The sequence below is a fragment of the Microcoleus pseudofavosus SVA1_A4 genome (genome assembly GCF_036700565.1).
Classification (GTDB): Bacteria; Cyanobacteriota; Cyanobacteriia; order Cyanobacteriales; family Microcoleaceae; genus Microcoleus.
Genome location: NZ_JAUBPE010000020.1, coordinates 37,363 through 59,481 on the forward strand (window position 1 = coordinate 37,363; position 22,119 = coordinate 59,481).

Consider the following 22,119-nt stretch of genomic DNA (forward strand, 5'->3'; position numbering starts at 1 on the left):
GGGTTTAATAAATTTTCTAACAATTTGTGACCGGAATTGCAGGTCGCGCTGTATAAATTTAGATGCAAAGAGTGAAAATTTGAGGATTAAAAATGAATTTAGGTACAGCAGCGGCGATCGGCTACGGCATTTTAACACTGGTTGGCGGCATCATGGGTTACATCAAGGCCAAAAGCCAAGCCTCGCTCATTTCTGGCCTGATTAGCGGTTCGCTGCTAATTTTTGCCGGCACCGCACAACTCATGGGACAAAGTTGGGGTTTAACATTAGCAGCAGCCATCTCCGCTGTTTTAGTAGTAGTTTTTATTTTACGGCTTGTAAAAACTCGCAAGTTCATGCCGGCCGGGATGCTGATTCTAGCTAGTTTGGCATCTTTGGGCGCGATCGTTTACGAAATCAGCGGTCAATATCAATAATCATTCGATTTTAGCTTTGAGATTTTAGATTTTAGATTGACTCCACAGCCTTTAGTGGCAGCTTGAACTAAGGTCTAATTTTTTATTTCCCTGACTTATACCAATTCTGAAAAGTACGCGAGTAGGGAGGCGGCATTGCCGTCTCCGGTGCGGGGATATGCGACTTTTAATAATTAATATAATTATCAGGAATCATATCAATTCCGGTTGAACCGGAATGATATAGAGGACACGGCAGTGCCGTGTCCCTACCGAAAATAATATTGTAGGGACACGGCACTGCCGTGTCCTAATTTTGGCTAATAATTCCGATGCTACCGGAAACGATATGACTAATTACCTCAGCCACAACTTAATAGTATTGTCTTTAGAACCGCTAGCAATAGTTTTGCCGTCAGGACTAAAAGTGACCACATAAACCTCATCGGTATGTCCCGTCAAAGTATTCAGCAATTCTCCGGTAGCCAAATCCCAAACTTTAATAGTTTTATCCTTGCTCCCGCTCGCAATAAATTTCCCATCCGGGCTGATAGCAACCGAGACAATATCGTCAGAATGTCCCTTGAGCGAGCGAATTAAATCTCCTGTTTCGAGATTCCAGATTTTAATACTTTCATCGTAGGAACCGCTAACTATTGTCTTGCCATCCGGGCTAACAGCAACCGACCTCACCGGGTCGCCGTGTCCTTCAAGAGTTTTGAGCAACTTTCCAGTTGCTACATCAACAATTGTAATTTTTTTATCCTTAGAAGCGCTAACCAAACTTTTGCCATCGGGAGTGAAAGCAACAGAATAAACAAAATCTGTATGGTCTGGCAAATTCAGAATCAAACTGCCAGTTGCTGCATCTGAAATCTTTGTGGTTTTGTCTCCGCTGCCGCTAGCAATCAGTTGTCCGTCGGGGCTAACAGCGACAGACCAAACAGAAGCAGTGTGGTCGAGATTGGGAATTACTTGCCCTGTTTTCAAATCCCACAGCATGACTCTCCAAAAACCGGTTCCCGTCGCAAGTCTCGTACCGTTTGAGTCAAAAGCAACCGACCAAATGGTGGAGGAATCTCCTGCAAAACTGCGGATCGACTTGCCTGTAGCTAAATCCCAAATTTGGATGGTTTTGTCTTTAGAACCGCTTGCTAACATTAAGCCGTCTGGACTGAAAGCAACAGACCCAACTGCATCTGAATGCTGAGCGAAATTTTTGACTTTAGCGTTTTTCCACAGCAGACCTGCTTGGCACTGTTCCTGTAACTTCTGAGCTGACGAATAGCTGGTGGAAGTGTTGGCAATTGTTGGTATTTTGGTGATGCAGTCTTCATAATTGCTGGCTGTATAAAGAGCTTCAATTTGACTGAACTGTTGGGATTCTTTCTGGACTCGCTGCTGCCAGTCTTGCCACTTGAGATATCCATAAATTCCGCCGATCGCAGCTAGGATAGCCGCAATTGTTGCTCCGGCGAGATAAGGATTGAATTTGCGAGGTTCTTTGGGGACAATCGCTGCGGTAGGGGCGATCCTCTCCGAGGGCTGCGCTAACGACAAATCGGTTTTTCCGTTCAGATTTACCTGCGGGGATAGCGCCGAACTTGGCTGCACTTCGAGTTGAGCGCTGCTGCTGGCTGCTGGCCCATTGGGGTTGCGGTGTCCCTCCAAAACTGTGGATATCGCCTTGTACAATTTAGCGAATAAAGATTTAGGAATGACTAATTCTTCGATTTTCGCGGCATCTTCGTCGGTAAGCCCTAAAACTTGCTGCAAGCGTTTTAACTCCTCGCGAGTTTCCAAAGTAAAGGGATATTCTTGCTGCATTGCTTCTTGCAGTGATTGTTCGTAGCGTTCGCCTTTTTCCCTGTATTTGCGGTAAGGGTTCAATACCTCATCTTCGATCGCCTCTGCTTCTTCTGGCAGCAATTCCAAACTCATGCGCAATTCTTCTAATATTCTCCGACCGACGACTGTAATGTCACCGCGGCTGCTGCTGCGCCGATCGACTTCTTCGCGATATATTGTGAGCTTGGGAATCCGCGCCCGCGAGCGATCGCCAATTTTCCTCAAATCGGCTAAAGCTTCCGTCGCCGACTGATACCTTTCCCGAAAATCGTAGCGCACCATATTGTCCAAAACATCGGCCAGCGCTTGGGAACACGCGGCTAAATGCCGCCAAACAATTTCGCCTTTATTAGAATTTTTCAAATCCCGCAGTTTAGGCAAATCGTAAGCCGGCAAACCCGTCATTGCTTGGATGCCAATCATTCCCAAAGCGTAGATATCGCTGTTGAGTTGCGGGTTGTATTGAAATTGTTCGATCGGCATATATTCCAGCGTGCCAATCCGCACAGTTACCGGCGCTTGTCTTTGAGCGATGTGAATCTCTTTCACCGAGCCAAAGTCGATCAAAACTAACTTGTTGTCTGAATAGCGGCGGATTAAATTCGCTGGTTTAATATCTCGGTGAATTACTCCATGTCCGTGTACAAATACTAAAATTTCTAACAATTCTCTCAGCAAAGAAATCATTTTTTCTTCGCTAACTGGCTTACCGGGTACAATCTCGGTTGATAGCGAGTGACCGGCAACAAAGGATTCAACTAAGAAAAATTCTTCGTTTTCTTCAAAATAAGCGAATAGCTGAGGAATTTGGTCGTGTTGACCGAGCTTTTCTAGAACTTCTGCTTCTTTTTGGAAAAGACGGCGCGTAGTATTAATTAATTTTGGTTCGGTGGTACCGGGACGCAGGTGCTTGACAAAGCACTGCGGTTCTCCCGGACGGCGAATATCTTTGGCCAGATAGGTTTGTCCAAATTCTCCTGTTTCTATGACTTCAATGATTTGATAGCGTCCATCTAAAAGTTGGCTCACCATGATAATAACGCAGCCTTTTTTTGGTTGATTTTCGCAAGAAACAGTTTCACAGCCGGCAGGAATTGCTATTTTTTTTCTTCGCAGCCTCGATCCCCCTAAATCCCCCTTAAAAAGGGTGACTTTGAATGCTATTGTCCCCCCTTTTTAAGGGGGGCTAGGGGGGATCGAGGAGCTAATCGTTTGTCAGCAGGCTCAATTTACTAATACTTTATCTTTTCAACATCTGCAAAGCTTGATATCCCAAAAAGAAAAAACCCAAAGCGCCGAGTACCGCTATCGTGTCCGCAAACACATCCACTGTAAAAAATTCGCCCATTGCAATCTCCTCTCTTGAGTGATATCTATCCTCGGCTTTTCGGTCGCTGACCGGGTGAGGGGTCTTGCCCCTTGCTGCGGGCGAGCCGAAAGATGCTCACAAATTATAGCAAAAGAGGCGGTCAAAATAACTTTTCGGGCGATCGACTAGCTTTTTGTTTTAATATTTTTTAATATTTAAGGAGACAAATTGTGCACCGAAATTTTGAGGTCAGTTCGCTTTGATATTGTTAACCCTGCTAATTTTTTCTCTCATAGTAAGTAGAGCTTACACTAAGAATTTGCGCCGATCGGTCAAAAATGCGCCTAGAACCGACAGAAGTTCGGCTCCGCCGGAGCCCTCTCGGATGCCAAAAGTTTCGGTAATCGTACCAGCATACAACGAAGCCGAGAATATTCGGGATTGCGCGATCGCCATTTTGGAGAGTACACCGCTGTCTGCGGACAACCTAGAGGTTTTAATTGTAGACGATCGATCGACAGACGACACGCTAGCGATCGCCCAAACCCTGCAACAGCAGCCGGGCGACCCCCGCCTAAAAATATTAGCAGGTCAGCCGCGACCTGCGAACCAATATTGGGCGGGCAAAAACTGGGCCTGCGCCCAAGCTGTTCAAGTAGCAACCGGAGACTTCTTATTATTTATCGATGCCGACGTGCGGCTCAAACCGGGGGCGATCGAAACCGCTATCGCCACAGCAGAAACCGAGAAAATAGACTTGTTCACCTGTATGCCAGCGCTGGTTTGCGAGTGTTTTGCCGAGTGGTTGGTGCAGCCGATAATGTTCAATCACCTAGCAGTTTGCTTCGACTTCACCGCAGTCAACGATCCGACAACAGACAGCGCTTTTGCCGGCGGCCCGTTTATGCTATTTAGGCGATCGGCCTACGAAAAAATCGGCGGTCACGAAGCAGTTGCAAGCGAAATTGTGGAAGATGTGGAATTAGCTAGGCGCATCAAACGTGCGGGTTTAAAGCTCGGACTTTATGCCGGGTCAAATTTGGCATCCGTGCAAATGTATCGGTCTTGGAACGCATTGTGGGAAGGCTGGACAAAGAATCTGTATCTCGGCGCTAACCGCAGTTGGGGGATGATGGTTTACATGGCCGCAATTATGTTATTTCTTTATCCTATGCCGTGGTTGGCATTAGCTATTTTGCTGGCAAATGGCGAAGTTGCAAACATAATTACCAATTACCAATTACCGATTACCAATTACCAATTGCCAATTACCTTGTTAACGATCTGTTTATCCGCAATCGTAATTTTGCAGCATTACAATTTGCGACGTTTGGGTGCCGAGATTTCCGACTGTCCCACGAAATACTGGTGGTTTGGAGGTTTGGGAGGTGCGTTAGTGGCGGCGATTGCGATCGGTTCTGCGATTAAAACCGAAACAGGTTGGGGGTGGACTTGGCGCGGTAGAGCCTTACAAAATCCGAATACTTAATAGAAATTGTAGCGATCGCATTTCGAGATATCCCAGAGCGATCGCTTTTTTGAAGAATTGGCTAACAACTTAGATTGTGACAAGTTCTATATAGTACGGTAGAATCAAAATACCTGAGTCATATCAATTCCGGTTGCATCGGAATTAATATAACCCGAAATCAGGACACGGCAGTGCCGTCCCTACAATTAATCTGGAGTAGGGAAACGGCACTGCCGTGTCCTCTATATCATTCCAACGCAGCCGGAATTGATATCACACGAGGCTTTAAGCTTATGTCTAAGTCAGGTTATATATAAAATTATTGGTAAAATTAAAATTAATCGTGTGACAAACAACTTAACTACAGGAAACCCCTATAGAAACACACCTCATTACGAGTATCCCCAAGGCATACCTGAGTGCCATGCGGACATCGTAGAGGAATTGCGGACTAAGGCTCAAGAAGTTCGATCGACTCATATTAAAAAAGCCAGTTCTGGTAATGTTGCTGTTGCCAAACTAGAACTCCCAACGGGTAGAGTTTATAGAAAAGAAGCTACTAGCAAGAAAAACCCTCTGAATATTCCAGGCAAAGACAATGGGCCAAAGTTGTTTTTTGAGCAAAGAATTGACAGAGGATCGCTCAATAATAATTACAACCAAGAACACGCCGAGTACAAGCTCTTCAATGCACTTGCAGAAGACTTGGAAGGAGATAGTGTACCTTCGGATGCGACAGGAAGGCTTTACCTCTACACGGAGATAGAGATGTGTTCTGGCTGTAACACTACTTGCGATGAAGACTTTGGTAGATTGTTCCCGAACATTGAAGTGATTATCTTCTACAAGGAGCCATATCCGTAGAAATATAGGATCAAAAGCCAGTAGAGCCAAGCAAGGCTTTACTGGCTTCTCTGGGTAAGGTAGAATGGAAGTGATCTGAAGCTTAAAATAAGCTTTATCTTAGTATACGATCAAATGAAAAATATAAGGATGAAAAGTCAATGATACAGTTTGACATAGGCCACTACACCGATTTTAGATTGCCCAGCAACTCCGATATTCCCGTTCAATTACAGCAAACACTTCGCACGGTTTGGGACAGAAAATATGACGATTTATATGAAAGAGGCGGAAACAGCGATGTAGAAGAAGCTTTTGTAGAAGTAATGACGGCCTTTGGAATGCCTAATGATGCAATATCCCATCAGCGATATGTCTACATGGCTTATGGAATAGCATTAGCAGCTAAACCGACCATTAAACATTACTTTCCTGAAGAAAACAAGACTGATATTGTTGAAGGAATTATATTTTGTTGGTTGAAGGATGGTGGTGAAATTCCAGAAACTTGGGCAGATACATTGTTTCCTCATATCGACAAAATTGGAAAATATCAAGCTAGTAACGAAGCTTATAATATTTTCTACGGCTTGCTGCAAACACTCAACACCAAAACAGCCTATAATGCCATCTTAGATATTATGTATGATGCCATTACCGGAGATGCAATTTCTGGTTTTGCTGCTGCCCGACGAGATATGTTTAATTGGTGGTTGATCGAGGTAATTCCTGCTGCCTATTGTTTAAAGCTGCCATCTACTTTATATTCGGGAAAATGGGAATTTCCGCCGTTGAGTCAGTGTGCGTAATTGCGATGAGGCAATCAATAGTATTCTGTTTTTACCTTTCTGCATAAACAAAAGCAGGTACGCGCTTGTAAGCAGGCGTGCCCGATCGCTTTTCAATCTCCGGGTGAAAAATCACATTAACTTCAGGATAAAACATCAAAGCAGCACCCGCACGCACCGCCCCGTAAATCACCTCGACATTTTCCATTTTCCCCACATTTCCCTGCACCGTAACCCGCTGATGTTCCTTCAAACCCGCACTTTCAGCATCCGCACTGTTCATCAAAATGCAGTTGCGGTGCGGCATTCCCCGGTACTTATCATCAATTTTGTAGACGACAGTATTGTGCTGAGAGTAGCTGCGTCCCGTCATCAATGCTACAACTAAACCCCGCACCGATTCTGATGCTCCAAACTCTTGGGCTGCGGGTAGTTTCAGGACTGGTAAAGGTGTAACAAACATCTGCGCTTTCCCAGACTCTGTAGGAAATTTAGGTTCCGTAAAAATGCGACCTGCGATCGTAAATTCCTCTTTTGTTTTATCAATTGTCCCTAATTTTTCATAGCCCGGAATAGTTTGAGCAATTAGTTGGCGCACGTATTTTGTGTCTTGAAGTAGGCGCCAATGAACCGGAAACTCGCCGTGAATTCTGCTAGCTAATTCCGTCAAGAATTCTACCTCTGAAATCAGATCGGCATTTTTGAGATGAGTTTCTCCCTCGTCATTGAAACGCACAAAATTATTACCAGATTCCACGGTTGTTTTGTGGGGATTTTCAAAGCGATTAAGCACGGGAATCACAATTGTATTGTGCTTTGCTAACCCGCTAAAATGCCCTAAGTTCGGTTTAGTTGCGAGGTAAATAATAGTTTCAATTTTACCTAAAGCGCGTTTTGCCTGATTTGAATCTGGATTTGCCCCATACAAGTTGCCGCCAAGACAGATCAGCGTATCGACTTTGCCTGCATCTGCTGCTTCAATTAGCGATCGAGTTTCGTAACCCTTAACAGGGCTGAGGGGACGCCCTAACAATTTTTCTAGAGCGGCCTGGATTTCTTTTTTCAGCTTCACAGTGACGCCCATAGAGCCGAATCCTTGGACGTTTGAGTGCCCTCTCACGGGCATTAATCCCGCCCCTTCTTTGCCGACATTTCCTGTCATTAAGGCAGTATTGGCAATGCTGAAAACATTATCTACGCCGTTATAGTGTTGGGTAATTCCCATCGCCCAACCGAAGACAACCCGCTTTGAACTGCCGATAATTTTGGCTGCTGCCTCTATTTCTGCGCGGGAAACTCCGCAGGTTTCAGTAATAGTTTCCCAAGAAGTTTCGCGGGCGTGTTGGACTGCTGCTTCCCAGCCTTCTGTATAAGCTTGCAAGTATTTTTCTTCCAGCAATCCTTGTTCGATTACAGCTTTTTGAATGCCGAGAAAAAGCGCCGTGTCGCTGCCGGGAATTGGTTGCAAGTATAGGGAAGAAATATCGGAACCGGGGATGAGCGACTTGACGGGAAATGCTGGAGAACCAAACTTGACTAACCCGATTTCCATCACCGGGTTAATTACAATTATTTTACCGCCTTTGTCGCGAATTTTAATCAATTCGTTCATCAAACGGGGATGGTTGTAGGAAGAATTCGCACCCGCGAGCACGACGCAATCTGCTTGCTTTAAGTTTTCTAGACTCACTACCGAGGTGCGGGTGGCAAACATTTCGTTTAGCCCGGTTGTCGAGGGAGCGTGGCAGAGATCCGAACAATCTGCTAAGTTATTAGAACCCATCGCCCGCATCATCAATTGCAGCAGAAAAGCCGCTTCGTTGGAAGAGCGGCCGGAACTGTAAGATGCGACTCGTTCGGGGGTTTTGCGAAAGGCAGCTTCGGCAATCTGATAAACTTCTTGCCAAGAAATGCGATCGTAATGAGACGAACCAGCCCGCAAAATCATCGGAAAACTCAACCTTCCCAGCCTGTCTGCTTCCATCGAAGTTAACTGCTGGAGTTGATTAATACTCTGCTGTTCAAAGTAGTGAGTTGAGATAGCCGGCTTAATTTCAGCAGAGATTGCTTCCACGCTTTTCATGCAGCGCTGAAGTTTTTCGCCCTCTTCATTGGTAAAGCCTCCTTTCTGTCCGCCAGTGCCCCAAGAACAGGACAAACAAGCACTTTTGTGCAGCAAAGTTTTCCAAAGTTTCGGGCCTTCGGGAGACAAAGTATGCTCTGCCCAAAACTCAATTACGGGTAAACCGCCGCCTATCTCTGGCGTTTCCTCGTTTGTCTCGCTGAATGGCGGGATTGGTTGCACATTTTGGGAGTTGGTGTCCATGCGGTTTACCTCGGAGTTGATTTTATTACTGAAATTTTACCCTAAATGTACTATCATAAAATTAGCCAAGAGATAGATTTTTTAAATTGGAATTGGGAATTTTTACTCGTTACGAGGCTCTGCCTCCAATTTTACACGTTAAACAAGCGAAAACATATTGGGAGTTAACTTATTTCAGTCTGTATTTTTATAGACTACAGGTTCATTAATGATACTGAGTGGCATACTATTGAAATCTCACCAGAGGATTATTTCGATCTAGAGCCAGACGAGAAAGTTGCATGGAATTGTGTTTCCGAATACGATAAAGAAATTGATTACTTAGATGTCGATCGCAAACTGGTATTAAATACCAGAGTAAGGATAATTGATGATGAGGCAAGTGTCACCAAAGTAATCACAACGACATTCTGGAATCAAGGTGAAAATCACATAGCTGAGCGGATAATTAAAGGTTTAGAAATACCAGATTGGCTAATGGTCATGACAATTAAGATACAAGATAACCCTCCTATTTGGGAAATCTTGAGGTTGCAGAGAAAAAATGATGTGCCTATGTTAGAATTTCATTCTTTTATAACCGACAATGAAGATGGTTCTCAAACTGAAAAAGTAATCTATCCAATCACAGCGGACTGAGTTTCCCATAACGATCATTTTGCTGTCACCGATTACCGCTTCCCCTTATTTAACGCCTGCTTCCCAAACCCCAGACAAAGCATTCGATCGCCCTCAGCGACATTTGGGTCATTCTGCAAATAATTTTCCACCCATTCGCAACTCCGAGCAATAATATTATTCAGTTCCAAATTCTCCAAAGGCCAGAGAATTACAGTCCTATCCCTACTAGCAAAAGCCAGAGTTTTGCTGTCAGAACTAAAACTAACACTCAACACCCGATCGCTCGATTCCAAAGTCTTAGATAGAATAGCCTTTTGGCCGTCAAAATTCCACAGCTTAACAGTATTTCCCCCACTCGCCGCCGCAATCAACTTGCCGTCGGGACTGAAACTCACGCTTTCCACAGTATCGCTGTGGTCGAGTTTTTCCGCTATTGTTGCGCCTTTTCCATCAAACCGCCACAAGTAAACTTTTTTGTCAGCACAAGCAGTAGCAATTGTCTTACCGTCAGGACTGAAACTCACATCTTTAACGCTATCTGGGTGAGCGAGAGTTTTTAGAATCTTCGCCTCGGAACCATTAAATTGCCACAGGTAAACCTTATTTGCTCCCGCACTTTCAAAAGCATTTTTGTTCGCAGTTGATTTATCATCAGTAGCCGTAGCCACAGCGATAGTTTTGCCGTCTGGGCTGAAACTAACACTAATTACCGGGTTGCTGTGGTCGAGTTTGGCCAGCAAAGTTGCTTTAGAACCGTTCCAGCGCCAGAGGTACAAATTGCGATCGGCACTTGCGGCAGCAATAGTCTTGCCGTCTGGACTAAAACTGACGCTTCTAACAATGCCGCTGTGGTTCAGAGTATCTAACAGTTTCCCGTCTAAACTCCAGACTTTCACCGTTTTGTCATCGCTGGCCGAAGCAACAGTTTTATCATCAGGTGAAATGCTCACCCAGGTAACAGAATCCTTGTGACCTGCTAAGGTTTTGAATAAACTGCCTTCAGCGCGCCAAAGTCTCACCGTTTTGTCCCCGCTAGCAGAAGCAATTGTTTTTCCGTCAGCACTAAAACTGACTTTATAAACCCAGTCACCGTGTCCCGATAAAATCTTATTCAAAGGAGTCCTGTCAGGATTCCAAATTTTCACCATTTTGTCTTTGCTTGCCGAAGCAATAGTGCCATCGCGGCTGAAAGTTACGGCCCTCACATCATCTTGGTGTCCTCGAAAAGTGCTCAACAAAGTGCCGCTGCGGTTCCAAACTTTCACCGTATCATCTGCACTGCCCGTGACAATTTTTTCGCCGTCGCGACTGAAACTAGCACTGACAACTTCATCGTTGTGTCCTTTGAGAGTTCTAATTTCCTCACCTTTTCGGTTCCAGATTTTGACTGTAGTATCGGCACTTGCGGTGACGATTTCTTGATTGTTCGGACTGAAACTTACGCTGTAAACGATGTCAGAATGCTTGTTTAAAGTTTTGGGATTAATTTGAAATTTTTGAGTTTTACCTTCTCGGTTCCAAAGTTTGACAGTTTTGTCAGCACTTGCTGAGGCAATTGTTTTGCCGTCGGGACTGAATTTGACACCGAGTACCCAATCTTTGTGTCCCTTCAAAGTTTGCAGCAATTTTTTGCTGGTAATGTTCCAGATTTTGACAGTCTTGTCGTGACTTGAGGAAGCGAGGGTTTTGCCATCGGGGCTGAAACTAACGCTGGTGACGATATCTTGGTGACCTTCTAAAGTTGCGATCGGACTTTTGTCATTATCCGCTTGCCAAATTCGGATTTTACGATCGGCACAACCAGTTGCGATCGTTTTACCATCCGGGCTAAGACTAACACTCGTCACGCTATCGCCGTGATTGAAAGTCTTTAATAACTTACCTTCTTTGCTCCACAATTTAACAGTTTTGTCAGCACTTGCCGAAGCAACTGAATTGCCGTCGGGACTGACACTCACATCTAAAACAAACTTGCTGTGCTGCTCGAAACGGTTGCGTTCTTGCACCCCAGAAACTGCTTGTCTGAGTCTTTCAGCAATTTGATTTTTAGTGTCCGCAGGCAGCGCTGTACTTTTCAGAGAATCGCGGCCGATTTTGATACTATTTCCCAACACTCCTAATTGATTTTTTTCATTAGAAAGCACCAAAGCTTGCGACGCCGAATTTAGGGCATCAGTCCGACTTTTTTCTGCTTCTTGCCGCGCGCTTTCTGCTAATTTTGCTTGCTCGAATGCCATCGCCGAAACACCTCCGAGTACAAGCACTCCTAGAACCGCCGCCCGCAATTGCCATCTCCGAGCTTGATAAAGTTGAGCTTCCGCTTCGTGCTGTTTGTCTCTAGCTTGACGCTGTTTGTCTCTAGATTCCGACAGCAAAGCATCTCGCTCTCTGTCTTTGCGAATTTGGTCAATTTCATCTCGGTTAATTTGGTTTTGCTTTCGCAGTTCGTCGAATTCTGCCTTTTTATCTGATTCCTGCTGCTGGCGGATGAAACTAACTAGATAGTCGTGAACGAGCTGGTAAAGCTCTGCCGGTAGTTCCGTCCACCGAAAAACTAAACCGGATTTTACTAACAGTTCTAAGACTAAATCTAATTTCTCAGCTTCGGCAAATGTCGCTAAATTAGAGGCTAATTCGGCGCGGGTTTTTAGGGGACGGATCTCATCTTCATCTGTCAGCAAATACAAAACTCGGCGCGCCGCTACTTCATTTTCTGGGCCGCAATCTTTGATGACTTCTTCGAGAAATCTTTCGACTAATTTTTGTTGCGGATTGTTGCCTAGTTCCTGATAGTGAGTTAAAGTTCTAATGTCCTCTTGTTGCAGTTGAGCGCCGACAAGTTGTAGTTCGATCGGGCGGACTTCTCCCAATTCTCCAGCTAAATCTTTGACTAATTCTTCGATCAGCTCCGGTTCTAAGTAAAACTGCGATCGTTCAGTTAAAGTGCGAATTACCGATCGCGCATCGCCCAGCGAAAAATTTCCCAAATAAAACAGAATATCTTTGCTGAGAATGTCCGCCAAAATATCATTGTTGATAAATTGTGTCTGATTTTTCGGTCGGGAAAATTCCAGCAAATAGTGCAGGTAATCTTCCCGCAAAGACAGGACGACTTTTAAATATTTGATTTTCAAGCATTTCCGCAAAAAATCAAAAAATATCTGCCTTGCCGCTGGCTCTTTCCACACGAAAAAGAATTCTTCAAATTGGTCAAATATCAGAACAGTCACTAGATGTTCTGAATTTGTTTGCAGTTCCTTGATAATTTTTTCGTATTCGATCGCCTGTTGTTCTAAGATTAATTCTACAGGCTGTGACTGCTCAATTTTATCCTCATTTTTCCCAGCAGAGCCGCCGTTAAATCCCGAAACAAGATTTCCCTTGACTGCGCCTGCTTCTACTGGAAAATCTACCTCCTCCGCTCCCGGTACTGCTTCGGAAATTTCCCGATCGAATATTTCAGCTTTACCAGCAGATAACTGTCTGGTCAATTCCCGCGGCCAGTTGTTGTAAACTTGCAGCACTACCGGCAAAACAGTACGCATTTCTATTTTTTTTTCTTTGAGAGCCGGCACTAATCCCCCGGTGACTATTGAACTTTTGCCAACTCCAGACTGACCGTAAATTACTGTCAGTTTGTCTGGGGTATTGTTCATCCTATATATCAAGCGGTTGAGGTCTTCTTCTCTGCCCGAAGCAGTAATTTCGTCAGCAATAGTAGCAGAGGTGGCAACAGTTTCGGCGGCGGGATTAATCGCTTCTCTGTGCGGCTGCAACTTTCCGGCTCCAATAAAAGCTCGGAACCGATACGTGTGTTCCACCGCTCGATAATCTTGCTTAATTTGAAATGCTTCGAGATATTCTCCTCGCTGAAAATAGAGCGATCGCAGCATTTCTAAAACCCGCAAATACAGTTGCGGGTTGTAGCAAGCTTCGGTTTCCGAGCGAGCAAGCTCTAAATGCGCGATCGCCTCCTCAATCTCACCCAACTGGCTCTGGGCCTCTGCTAAAATTAACAGATACAAGCCTTGATGCTGCGACTTTACAGGCGTTCCCTGTCCCGTCGCTTCTAAATTTGAGTTGAGAACCTCTAGAGCGACTAAAGCCCATTCTTTCGCCCCTTGCCAGTTCTTCTGCTCTAAGGCTACTCTAGCCAAAAAGCCGTAATCTTGAGCCAAATTAACTGCTGAATTTTCCATGTTTTGATGTAACCTCCGAGCTTTGATAGCTAAATTCCAGAGTGCATCCCAATCTTCTAAATGCTGCAATACTTCGCCGAGTTGATTGATGAATATACCAACGGCATCCGACTGTCTCGCGCCCTCTAAAACATCAATACATTGCTGAAAATAATTCTTAGCTTCTGTCCAGTAAGGACGGTTGCCGTTGCGGTGGTGTTCTGCTTGGAAGCGGTAGCAAAGGCCGATGTGGAATAGCATAATTCCCTCTAATACCGGTGCAGGATGAACGGTAAATAACAAATCGCTAAATTCTGTTTTCGCTCCAATAAATGGTACTTGATACTTCCAAAAAGTGAGACTTTTTTGATACAATTCAACAGCAGCAGGGATGCGGTGACAAGCATATTCGTGCCGACCGCGAATAAATTGCAAACTCGCTTCAATAGCTGGTTCTAACCTGATGTTGCAAGTTTGCAAGTCTTGGCTGGCAGACTCTAATTCAGTCAAAGAATTGGCTCCGATAATGGCAGAATTACTTAAACGCCAATTGCCGTTTTCTAAAATGTCGGAAAAAATGCGATCGGCACTTTTGCCCAGGAAATCCACCAACTCGTCTGGACCCAGCACAAATTCAACAGTTGTCGTCCAAGTCTCGATATCTGTTACTAACCGAATCAGTTTTTTTAAAATTTTGTCTGTCACCCACAGCACCACCGGGAAGGGAAAATTATTCCTAAATTCTTCCCTCACGTAGTTGGTAGAAGTCAGCACCCGATCGATCGCGCTTACCGATTCCAATCCAAACACCATTAAAGCTGGCGGCTGGCTGTCAGTAAGTTCGGTTTCTATCGTCGTGTAAAGAGTTTTAACAGATGTCGGGAGGACAATTTCTCGAATCTCGATACCAGAATCTTCCCGCAATTGCCGTACAGTTTCTTCTCTCATCGCACTGTAATTACATCGAACCAAAATCAGGGAAAATTGCCCCTGAGACATTCTCAAAGTCCGGGAGAGAGTTTGCAGCGAACTTTTGTTTTGCTGTGCTGCGGTGTCTTGGTTGCAGTGCGAATTAATCATAATTAATATTGGAAAATTATTCTCAGAATAGATGCTGTAAATTGCCGAGAGAAGGAAGTTCGGCAACGGGCAATGTACGGGATGTAACGGATGGAGGGAAGTTCGGCAACGGATTCGTAAGGGCGGATGTAACGGAGGTAACGGATGGAAGTTCGGCAACGGATTCTGTAACGGATGTAACGGATGTAACGGATGTAACGGATGGAAGTTCGGCAACGGATTCTGTAACGGATGTAACGGATGTCAGGAAAAAGGAATCGACCGCCGGGACAAAGTGCAATTAAGAACTTCATAACTAACCGTTTTTGCGGTTGCTATAAGCTTAGTTGTACCAGTTTTTGCGATCGCAAATCACAGCAAACAATCACATGGTTAAGTTGATTTCTGCCCGTTTTGGCAATTTCCCATCACAGGGAACCATCAATTAGTTAAGTTGATTTCAGCCTGCATACTTATTGTTGTAGCCGATCGAATTAAAGCATACCCGAAAAAATACATACTCTGTTATTCGCATATTCGCAGCAAAATCTACTGGATTTTACTGAATTTTTTACCATCGCACAGCGAGAATTGTACCGAGAAAAAGAGTCGTAGCACGGGCTGCAAGCTCGCCAGCCATCGCACAAATCGCACAAATCCCAGTTATTCGCAGATCGCTGAAATCCGGCATTCCTTGGTTGACTGACCCCTCGCCGCGCTGAGATAAACTACGGGCGGTGGCTCATCAATTACAGCTTGAAGATTGTTTGTCATAAATTTACTAATCTCCATATCTAAATTAGCTGCAAAATCAGGTTCATCCCAATCCTCGCTTTCTTCAATGCTGATTGTTGTTGGTGTCGCAATCTCAAAATCAAGCTCATCGCCGAAATCCGAAACTTTCTTAATTGGCTCTATTTTCTGACCGGTATCGGCGGCAAAAGCTTGAGCTGTATTTGCCATTAGTACGATCGGCAGTGCTACTATGGCACTTATCCTTTGTAGCGCCCTGATTTTCCTCATGCTATCCTCCTGGTATAAACTAAACTTTGGTGCTGCTATAAATTCAACATCCGCCGCTACTTTAGAGCGCTGTCAGCCGATTTTAGATTTTAGATTTGAGATTTACTCCACAGATGAATCTGAGAAGTTGAACTTTGGTCTAAAATTTGGGGCTGCTTGCGACTCCTGTCGGGGGCTTGTATCCGTTTTTGAGCAGAGTCATTAATTGATAGTGGTTTCTTTGCTGACAAAATATAACCCCATCTGTGACACTTCGCGACAACTTTGCTTGACAGAGGGTATCCGGCCAACTGTTTTCCTTTCTCTTTACTACGTGAAAACTCTTAAACCGTCAGGTATTTCCGTTAAGTAATTCCCGAGCTTTTGCGAGTGTCCATCTCAGAACCAAAGCGCTGAGAAGTACCCGCGAGCGTAGCTATCCCGTAGAGAATCGCGCATTAGTTTTCGCACTCCCGCGCTGCCAGCAAGCTGATGTCCTCTACCACAGTCACCGGATATCTGTCAATACTTTTATCTTAACATTTCTAATTTTTTGCAGAATTCTCGTTACCAGGAAGAACCCGGTAACGCAGATCGGCGAGGAAGAGCCTCCAGCAAAGTCGAGAGGGCTCCTACTTAGTCAAGCCGTGTTCGAGAGCGAAGCGAACCAACTCTGTACGGCTGTTAGTACCCGTCTTGCTAAACAAACGGCTGACGTACTTTTCCACATTCCGCACGCTAGTTTCCAAGCGGCGAGCAATTTCTTTATTCATCAAACCTTGAGCAACCAAATCCAAAACACTTTGTTCTCGGGGAGTCAAATCAATTTTAATCGGCGAAGGACTTTGGGCGATCGAACTCCGCCCGCTCAGCAAAGACTCAATTCTCGCCATTTGGCTTGCTAAAGCAGCAATATCGGGACTTTCAGCATTTTCGCCGAGCTCCTTAGCAGCCGCGCGGCGGGCCAGCAAATTTGTGACAATTGCCACCAACTCATCGGGATCGAAAGGCTTAGAAAGATAAGCATCGCAACCTGCTTGATAGCCTTGAATGCGATCGCCCGTCATGCCCTTAGCCGTCAAAAACACCACGGGTAAAGCCTTGTAGCGAGGATCTTCCCGCACTTGCTTGAGAAATTGATAACCGTCCACCTGCGGCATCATAATATCTGAAATCACCAAATCGGGATTAGTCTGCTGCAAGAGTTCCCACCCATCCCGAGCATTACTGGCAACCTCAACCGCAAAATTGCTATCTTCCAAATAAGCTTGTACCGCTTCCCGCAAGCCCGGTTCGTCATCTACCAATAGTAATCGTGCTGACATATCTGTTACCCTTACGCTTTACCACTATCTTTTAACTTAGCCGAATTTAACTATTCTTGTCACTCCATCCATCGAAGGGACTCAAAAAATTGTTGTTAAACTCAAGAGTTTTGAGTTTTGTTTCGATCGAACGATTAAAAACTGATTAAATCTTTAATTCCCAACTTACAACTCAAAACTCAAAATTATTCTTGAACCGTTCCGACTTAAACTTTTGAACGATCGGTCAAAATTTCGTAACCGGTTTGGGTCACCAACACAGTATGCTCAAACTGAGCCGACATAGCATTGTCAACCGTTACAGCAGTCCACTTGTCAGAAAGCGTCCGAGTGTACTTAGAACCCGCATTCAGAATCGGTTCGATCGCCAATGTCATACCCGATCGCAATTTCACGTTCGGCATTTCGCGGGTACGGAAATTGAAAACCGACGGTTCCTCGTGCAAATTTCGCCCGACACCGTGGCCGGTAAACTCCTCAACGATGCTAAAACCGTTGCTTTTGACATGATCTTCGATCGCACCCGCCAGATCCAACAAATAAGCTCCTGCTTTCACTTGTTCGATACCTTTGTAGAGAGCTTCTTCTGCTACTCGGATTAATTTTGCCGCTTCGGGAGTGACTTCCACAACTGCGATCGTGATGCAAGAATCGCCGTGAAAACCTTGGTAATATGCCCCCGTATCTACCTTGAGAACATCTCCGGCCCGAATTACTTTTTTGCCGCTGGGGATGCCGTGAACAACTTCGTTATTAATGCTAGAGCAAATCGATCCGGGGAAACCGTGATAGCCTTTAAAACTCGGAGTTGCCCCCATCGAGCGGATGCGTTTTTCCGCATAAGCATCCAAATCAGCAGTAGTCATTCCCGGTTTCACCATCAGGGAAATTTCTTTGAGTACCGTTGCAACGATTTTCGCTGCTTGCCGCATAATTTCGATTTCGCGTTCCGACTTAATTTCAATGCCTCGACGCTGTTTTTTGACTTGGGGTGCTTGAGTTGGCCCAGAAAGCAGACTGCTAAAAATATTCATGTATTGATTGGCGGGTAATTTTGTACTTTGACGGGAGGTTGAAGCAAAAAACGGCAAATATCCGGCTTTTTGGGTCAAAACGGGTGTCTTGTTCCGAACTGTCGATCGCTAGTCCTTTAGCTAGCTTAATATTTTTCTCACAACTCGGCACGGGATTAGGGGGATAGAAATAGTTTTGAGTGCGTGAGCCTCCCTCGATCTGTTAGTCTGCGGAGACAGACTTCGTATGACAAGACGCGGTTTCAACCGCCGAGTCGCTTGGAGCCCCCTCCCTCTCGCTCTCGCCTCCTAAGTTGAATGATTCAACAGGTTTTAGCCTAACTGTATTTTTGAGCGTTCCTGCGAGGTTAGCAATTGAGGCAATTAACTCAGTTGCCTCAACAGGTTTAGATAAGTGCATCTGGAAACCAGCTTCCAGCGCTTGCTGGCGCTCGGACTCTCTCGCGTAGGCCGTCAGGGCGATCGCAGGCATCTGTCTACCCTTGAGCACTTCCATTTCTCTCACCCGCGCGATCAACTGATAGCCGTCTGCTCCAGGCATTCCAATGTCGCTCAGCAGCACATCCGGCCAATAACTCTCCAGTGCAGCTAGAGCCTCGGCCACCGATGTCGCGGATCGCACCGTAGCTCCTTCCTGTTCCAGTAAAGTAATCAAAAACTCCCGCGTGTCATCTTCATCATCCACCACCAGCAATTGCAAATTAACAAGAGTTGGGAGCTCCTCTGTCGCCTCATTGACGATAGACCAATCATCCCCTGCACCTTGCGCGTTCCGCTCAGCAACTGGCAGAGAAACCGTAAATTTCGCACCCTCGCCCGGATTATTCTCTGCGCCAACCTTACCGCCGTGCAGTTCCACCAAGTGATGGACGATCGCCAATCCCAGTCCCAAACCCCCGTAAGACCTAGTTGTGCTGCTATCAGCTTGGCGGAAGCGATCGAAAACATAAGGCAAAAAATCAGGAGCGATACCAATTCCGCTATCAATTATCTGAATTTGAGCCCGATCGCCAACGGACTCCAACCGCACCTCTACTTTACCGTCTTGGGGAGTAAACTTAATCGCATTTGACAGCAAATTCCACACAATTTGCTGCAAGCGATCGAAATCGCCGATAACTTCACCTACATTTGGACTGTACGTTAATTCTAGGAGTATTGATTTTTCCTCAGCCAGCGGCCGCAAAGAATCAATTGCCATCTCAATTATATATTCCAACCGAATCGGATGCTTGTTTAAATTTAGTTTGCCTCGCAGAATCCGCGAAACATCTAAAATATCTTCGATAAGTTGAGCTTGAGATTTAGCATTGCGCTCAATTGTTTCGAGAGCTTTATCAATAGTTTCTCCGTCAAATTTTTTCGCGCGAAGCAGCCTGGACCAGCCGAGAATTGCATTTAAAGGAGTGCGGAGTTCGTGAGAAAGAATGGCTAGAAATTCATCCTTCATCTGGTTGGCTCTCTCAGCTTCTTGCCGCGCCACCTGCTCGTGGATTAGCCGACCCCGCTCTTCCTCTGCTTGCTTGCGGTCAGTGACATCTCTAACCGTGCCCACGTGACCGATCAATGTTCCCAAATCCGAAAACATTGGCGACGAGTGCACGTTAATCCAACGCACAGTTTCGCTAACAGCTAATCGAAACTCGTTAGAATATTCCTGCCCTTCTTCTATCCATGCTGACAAATGTGCCACTACGCGATCGCGATCGTCTGGATGAACCGATCGCTGCCAAACCTCTGCCAAACTTGACTCCAAAATTAACCCGGAAATCGCTTCACAGCGGGGATTCATGTAAGTACAGCGGCCTTCAACGTCAGCTAAGTAAATTCCCAGCGGCGAACAAGCACACAAAGTGCGAAACCGCTCTTCACTTTTAGTTAGTTCACTATTAACAGCAGCTAACTGTGTTGCTTGCCGCTTCACCTCGACTGTTTTTTGGAACAATTCCACAAATACCTGCACCTTCGATGTCAATATTTCCGGTTCCAAGGGTTTGAAGAGGTAATCCACCGCACCCAGAGAATAACCTTTAAACACGTGGGTGTCATTACTGCTGAATGCTGTGATAAAAATAATCGGAGTCGATCGCGATCGATCTCTAGACCGAATCAATGTTGCCGTCTCAAATCCATCCATTCCCGGCATCTGCACGTCCAGCAAAATCACCGCAAAATCTTTATTAAGCAGACACCTGAGAGCTTCCTGGCCTGAATTAGCTTGTACTAGATTATAAGAGGGGCTGTTGAGGATAGCTTCTAGAGCCACCAAATTTTCTGGGCGATCGTCAACTAGAAGGACATTTACTCGATCGAGGTGCTGCACATTCATAAATTTTTTAATCTTTAATTGTTAGCAAGTTGACTAAACAGGGAGCGATTTTAGAGAGGGGTAAAATCCAGTCTACTTCAACATTTGCGATCGCGGACGCGGGCATTGTCCCGCATAGAGCAGAAGCCGGTTCCTCGACAAATGTCAATCCTCCCTCAGCTTTAATTTTTGCCAGCCCTTGACTGCCATCAGAACTAGCCCCCGTTAAAATTATCCCGATAACTTTCTCCCCAAAGGCATCCGCAGCAGACTCAAACAGCACATCGATTGAGGGCCGCGCGTAGCAGACAGGAGCCTCAGTTGATAGTGCAAATTTAGGAGTTCCGCGATTGGGGATTGGGGATTTTGAATTATGGGTTGACTCCACTGCCACGCTCCCCCATTCTGTAAAGTCGTTTTCATACAGGCTAAACTCCTCCTCAGAGGGCGATTCTATTAGCAAGTGATAGTCAGCAGGAGCCAAGTAAACCCGTCCCGGTGCGATCTGCTCTTTGTCTTCGGCATCTGTGATTTGGAGAGAGCTTTGCTTTTGTAAAAAATAAGTAAGCCTATTCTGAGAACTCTTATGGCGGTGTTGGACAATAACTACAGGCAAAGGAAAGCTTTGTGGCAAATCTGCCAGCAGCACAGTCAGAGCCTCTAGCCCTCCCAAAGACGTGCCAACAACCACTATTTCAAAATTTTTTTTATTTAACTCTTCGGTAGATTTTATCACTACTTTCAATTGGTTGATAGTATTTTTCATAAGGTGTAAAAGTCAGAGACTCCTGATGTCCTAGTCCTAAAACCCCAAACATTCCCAGGCTCTCATAAAAAAGCTTGTGTACCCGCTGTTGGAGGTGTGAATTAAAATAAATCATCACATTACGGCATAAAATAACATTAAATTCATTAAAAGAATTATCCGTTGCTAGGTTGTGGTGAGCAAAGACAATATTATCTTTAAGTGAAGAGCGAAAAATCGCATTTTCATAGGCAGCAGTGTAATACTCAGAAAACGCTTTCTTGCCCCCCGCTTGGTGGTAGAGTTGCGTATATTCTTGCATTTGTTTCACCGGGAATATCCCTGTTTTGGCTGTTTTCAAAACTAATTCATTCATGTCCGTAGCGTAAATCCGACAGCGGTCATACAGTCCTTCTTCTTGCAGCAAGATTGCCATAGAATAGACTTCTTCTCCCGTTGAACATCCAGCGTGCCAAATCCGAATAAAAGGATAAGTACGCAGCAGCGGCACCACTTTATTTCTGAAACTAATGTAAAAGCTGGGATCGCGAAACATCGCCGTTACATTGACAGAAATGTCCAGCAGTAAACGGTCTAGGTAAGCAGGATTGTGAAGTACCTTTTCCTGAAGTGCAGAGACAGTGGTGAGCCGTTCCGAGCGAATAGTGTTCCTAATACGGCGCTTGAGAGAGGCAAGAGCATAATTGCGAAAATCAAATCCGTAATAGCGAAACATTCCCTCTAGTAGGAGTTGAATTTCGATTGTTTCCAGTTCATGGCTTTCGGGCATTTTTAATTAGTAATTGGTTATTGGGAATTGGGAATTGGGAATTGGGCATGGGGCATGGGGCATGGGGCATTGTTGAC

Annotated in this window: 14 protein-coding genes; 5 read left to right on the forward strand and 9 right to left on the reverse strand. The window is 45.1% G+C overall.

Features of this window, described 5'->3' with window-relative positions:
• Positions 1-92 precede the first annotated feature (92 nt).
• Positions 93-416: a TMEM14 family protein gene (locus QUA02_RS11140; RefSeq protein ID WP_333027531.1), complete on the forward strand. Its 324-nt coding sequence runs from the start codon at positions 93-95 to the stop codon at positions 414-416.
• A 336-nt stretch (positions 417-752) separates the two neighbouring features.
• On the opposite strand, the gene QUA02_RS11145 is transcribed toward QUA02_RS11140, so the two are convergent.
• Entirely contained in the window at positions 753-3,275 is a 2,523-nt protein-coding gene (locus tag QUA02_RS11145; protein ID WP_333027534.1) for a protein kinase domain-containing protein, read from the reverse strand.
• 536 nt (positions 3,276-3,811) lie between these two features.
• Here QUA02_RS11145 and QUA02_RS11150 point away from each other — a divergent pair.
• From QUA02_RS11150 to QUA02_RS11160, 3 genes are all read left to right on the forward strand, one after another.
• Complete coding sequence (locus QUA02_RS11150; RefSeq protein ID WP_333027536.1) at positions 3,812-5,041, forward strand: glycosyltransferase family 2 protein; 1,230 nt, start codon at positions 3,812-3,814, stop codon at positions 5,039-5,041.
• A gap of 327 nt (positions 5,042-5,368) precedes the next feature.
• Positions 5,369-5,887, forward strand: coding sequence for a deaminase domain-containing protein (locus QUA02_RS11155; RefSeq protein WP_333027539.1), 519 nt, complete (start codon positions 5,369-5,371; stop codon positions 5,885-5,887).
• A 140-nt stretch (positions 5,888-6,027) separates the two neighbouring features.
• Complete coding sequence (locus tag QUA02_RS11160; protein WP_333027542.1) at positions 6,028-6,675, forward strand: hypothetical protein; 648 nt, start codon at positions 6,028-6,030, stop codon at positions 6,673-6,675.
• 31 nt (positions 6,676-6,706) lie between these two features.
• Here QUA02_RS11160 and QUA02_RS11165 read toward each other — a convergent pair whose 3' ends face one another.
• On the reverse strand, positions 6,707-8,980 hold the full coding sequence (locus tag QUA02_RS11165; RefSeq protein ID WP_333027545.1) for an FdhF/YdeP family oxidoreductase: 2,274 nt from the start codon (positions 8,978-8,980) through the stop codon (positions 6,707-6,709).
• A 671-nt stretch (positions 8,981-9,651) separates the two neighbouring features.
• Positions 9,652-14,859, reverse strand: coding sequence for a WD40 domain-containing protein (locus QUA02_RS11170; protein WP_333027548.1), 5,208 nt, complete (start codon positions 14,857-14,859; stop codon positions 9,652-9,654).
• A gap of 8 nt (positions 14,860-14,867) precedes the next feature.
• Here QUA02_RS11170 and QUA02_RS11175 point away from each other — a divergent pair, with 8 nt between their 5' ends.
• Positions 14,868-15,143, forward strand: coding sequence for a hypothetical protein (locus QUA02_RS11175; protein ID WP_333027551.1), 276 nt, complete (start codon positions 14,868-14,870; stop codon positions 15,141-15,143).
• 358 nt (positions 15,144-15,501) lie between these two features.
• Here QUA02_RS11175 and QUA02_RS11180 read toward each other — a convergent pair whose 3' ends face one another.
• From QUA02_RS11180 to QUA02_RS11205, 6 genes are all read right to left on the reverse strand, one after another.
• Complete coding sequence (locus QUA02_RS11180) at positions 15,502-15,861, reverse strand: hypothetical protein (RefSeq protein WP_333027555.1); 360 nt, start codon at positions 15,859-15,861, stop codon at positions 15,502-15,504.
• 611 nt (positions 15,862-16,472) lie between these two features.
• A complete protein-coding gene (locus QUA02_RS11185; protein WP_332980088.1) occupies positions 16,473-17,165 on the reverse strand; it encodes a response regulator transcription factor in 693 nt (230 codons plus the stop codon).
• Between the two features lie 206 nt (positions 17,166-17,371).
• Entirely contained in the window at positions 17,372-18,199 is an 828-nt protein-coding gene (gene map, locus QUA02_RS11190; protein WP_333027633.1) for a type I methionyl aminopeptidase, read from the reverse strand.
• Positions 18,200-18,401: 202 nt separating this feature from the next.
• Positions 18,402-20,528: a hybrid sensor histidine kinase/response regulator gene (locus tag QUA02_RS11195; protein WP_333027559.1), complete on the reverse strand. Its 2,127-nt coding sequence runs from the start codon at positions 20,526-20,528 to the stop codon at positions 18,402-18,404.
• 7 nt (positions 20,529-20,535) lie between these two features.
• A complete protein-coding gene (locus tag QUA02_RS11200; protein ID WP_333027562.1) occupies positions 20,536-21,243 on the reverse strand; it encodes a chemotaxis protein CheB in 708 nt (235 codons plus the stop codon).
• Complete coding sequence (locus QUA02_RS11205; RefSeq protein WP_333027565.1) at positions 21,215-22,042, reverse strand: CheR family methyltransferase; 828 nt, start codon at positions 22,040-22,042, stop codon at positions 21,215-21,217. The genes QUA02_RS11200 and QUA02_RS11205 overlap by 29 nt, the downstream gene beginning before the upstream one ends.
• Between the last annotated feature and the right edge of the window lie 77 nt (positions 22,043-22,119).

Coding starts and splice junctions, on each gene's coding strand:
- QUA02_RS11160 (WP_333027542.1), top strand. CDS start 6,028: ATGATACAGTTTGACATAGGCCACTACACCGATTTTAGATTGCCCAGC.
- QUA02_RS11185 (WP_332980088.1), bottom strand. CDS start 17,165: ATGTCAGCACGATTACTATTGGTAGATGACGAACCGGGCTTGCGGGAA.
- QUA02_RS11145 (WP_333027534.1), bottom strand. CDS start 3,275: ATGGTGAGCCAACTTTTAGATGGACGCTATCAAATCATTGAAGTCATA.
- QUA02_RS11165 (WP_333027545.1), bottom strand. CDS start 8,980: ATGGACACCAACTCCCAAAATGTGCAACCAATCCCGCCATTCAGCGAG.
- QUA02_RS11205 (WP_333027565.1), bottom strand. CDS start 22,042: ATGCCCGAAAGCCATGAACTGGAAACAATCGAAATTCAACTCCTACTA.
- QUA02_RS11140 (WP_333027531.1), top strand. CDS start 93: ATGAATTTAGGTACAGCAGCGGCGATCGGCTACGGCATTTTAACACTG.
- QUA02_RS11195 (WP_333027559.1), bottom strand. CDS start 20,528: ATGAATGTGCAGCACCTCGATCGAGTAAATGTCCTTCTAGTTGACGAT.
- QUA02_RS11170 (WP_333027548.1), bottom strand. CDS start 14,859: ATGATTAATTCGCACTGCAACCAAGACACCGCAGCACAGCAAAACAAA.
- QUA02_RS11180 (WP_333027555.1), bottom strand. CDS start 15,861: ATGAGGAAAATCAGGGCGCTACAAAGGATAAGTGCCATAGTAGCACTG.
- map (WP_333027633.1), bottom strand. CDS start 18,199: ATGAATATTTTTAGCAGTCTGCTTTCTGGGCCAACTCAAGCACCCCAA.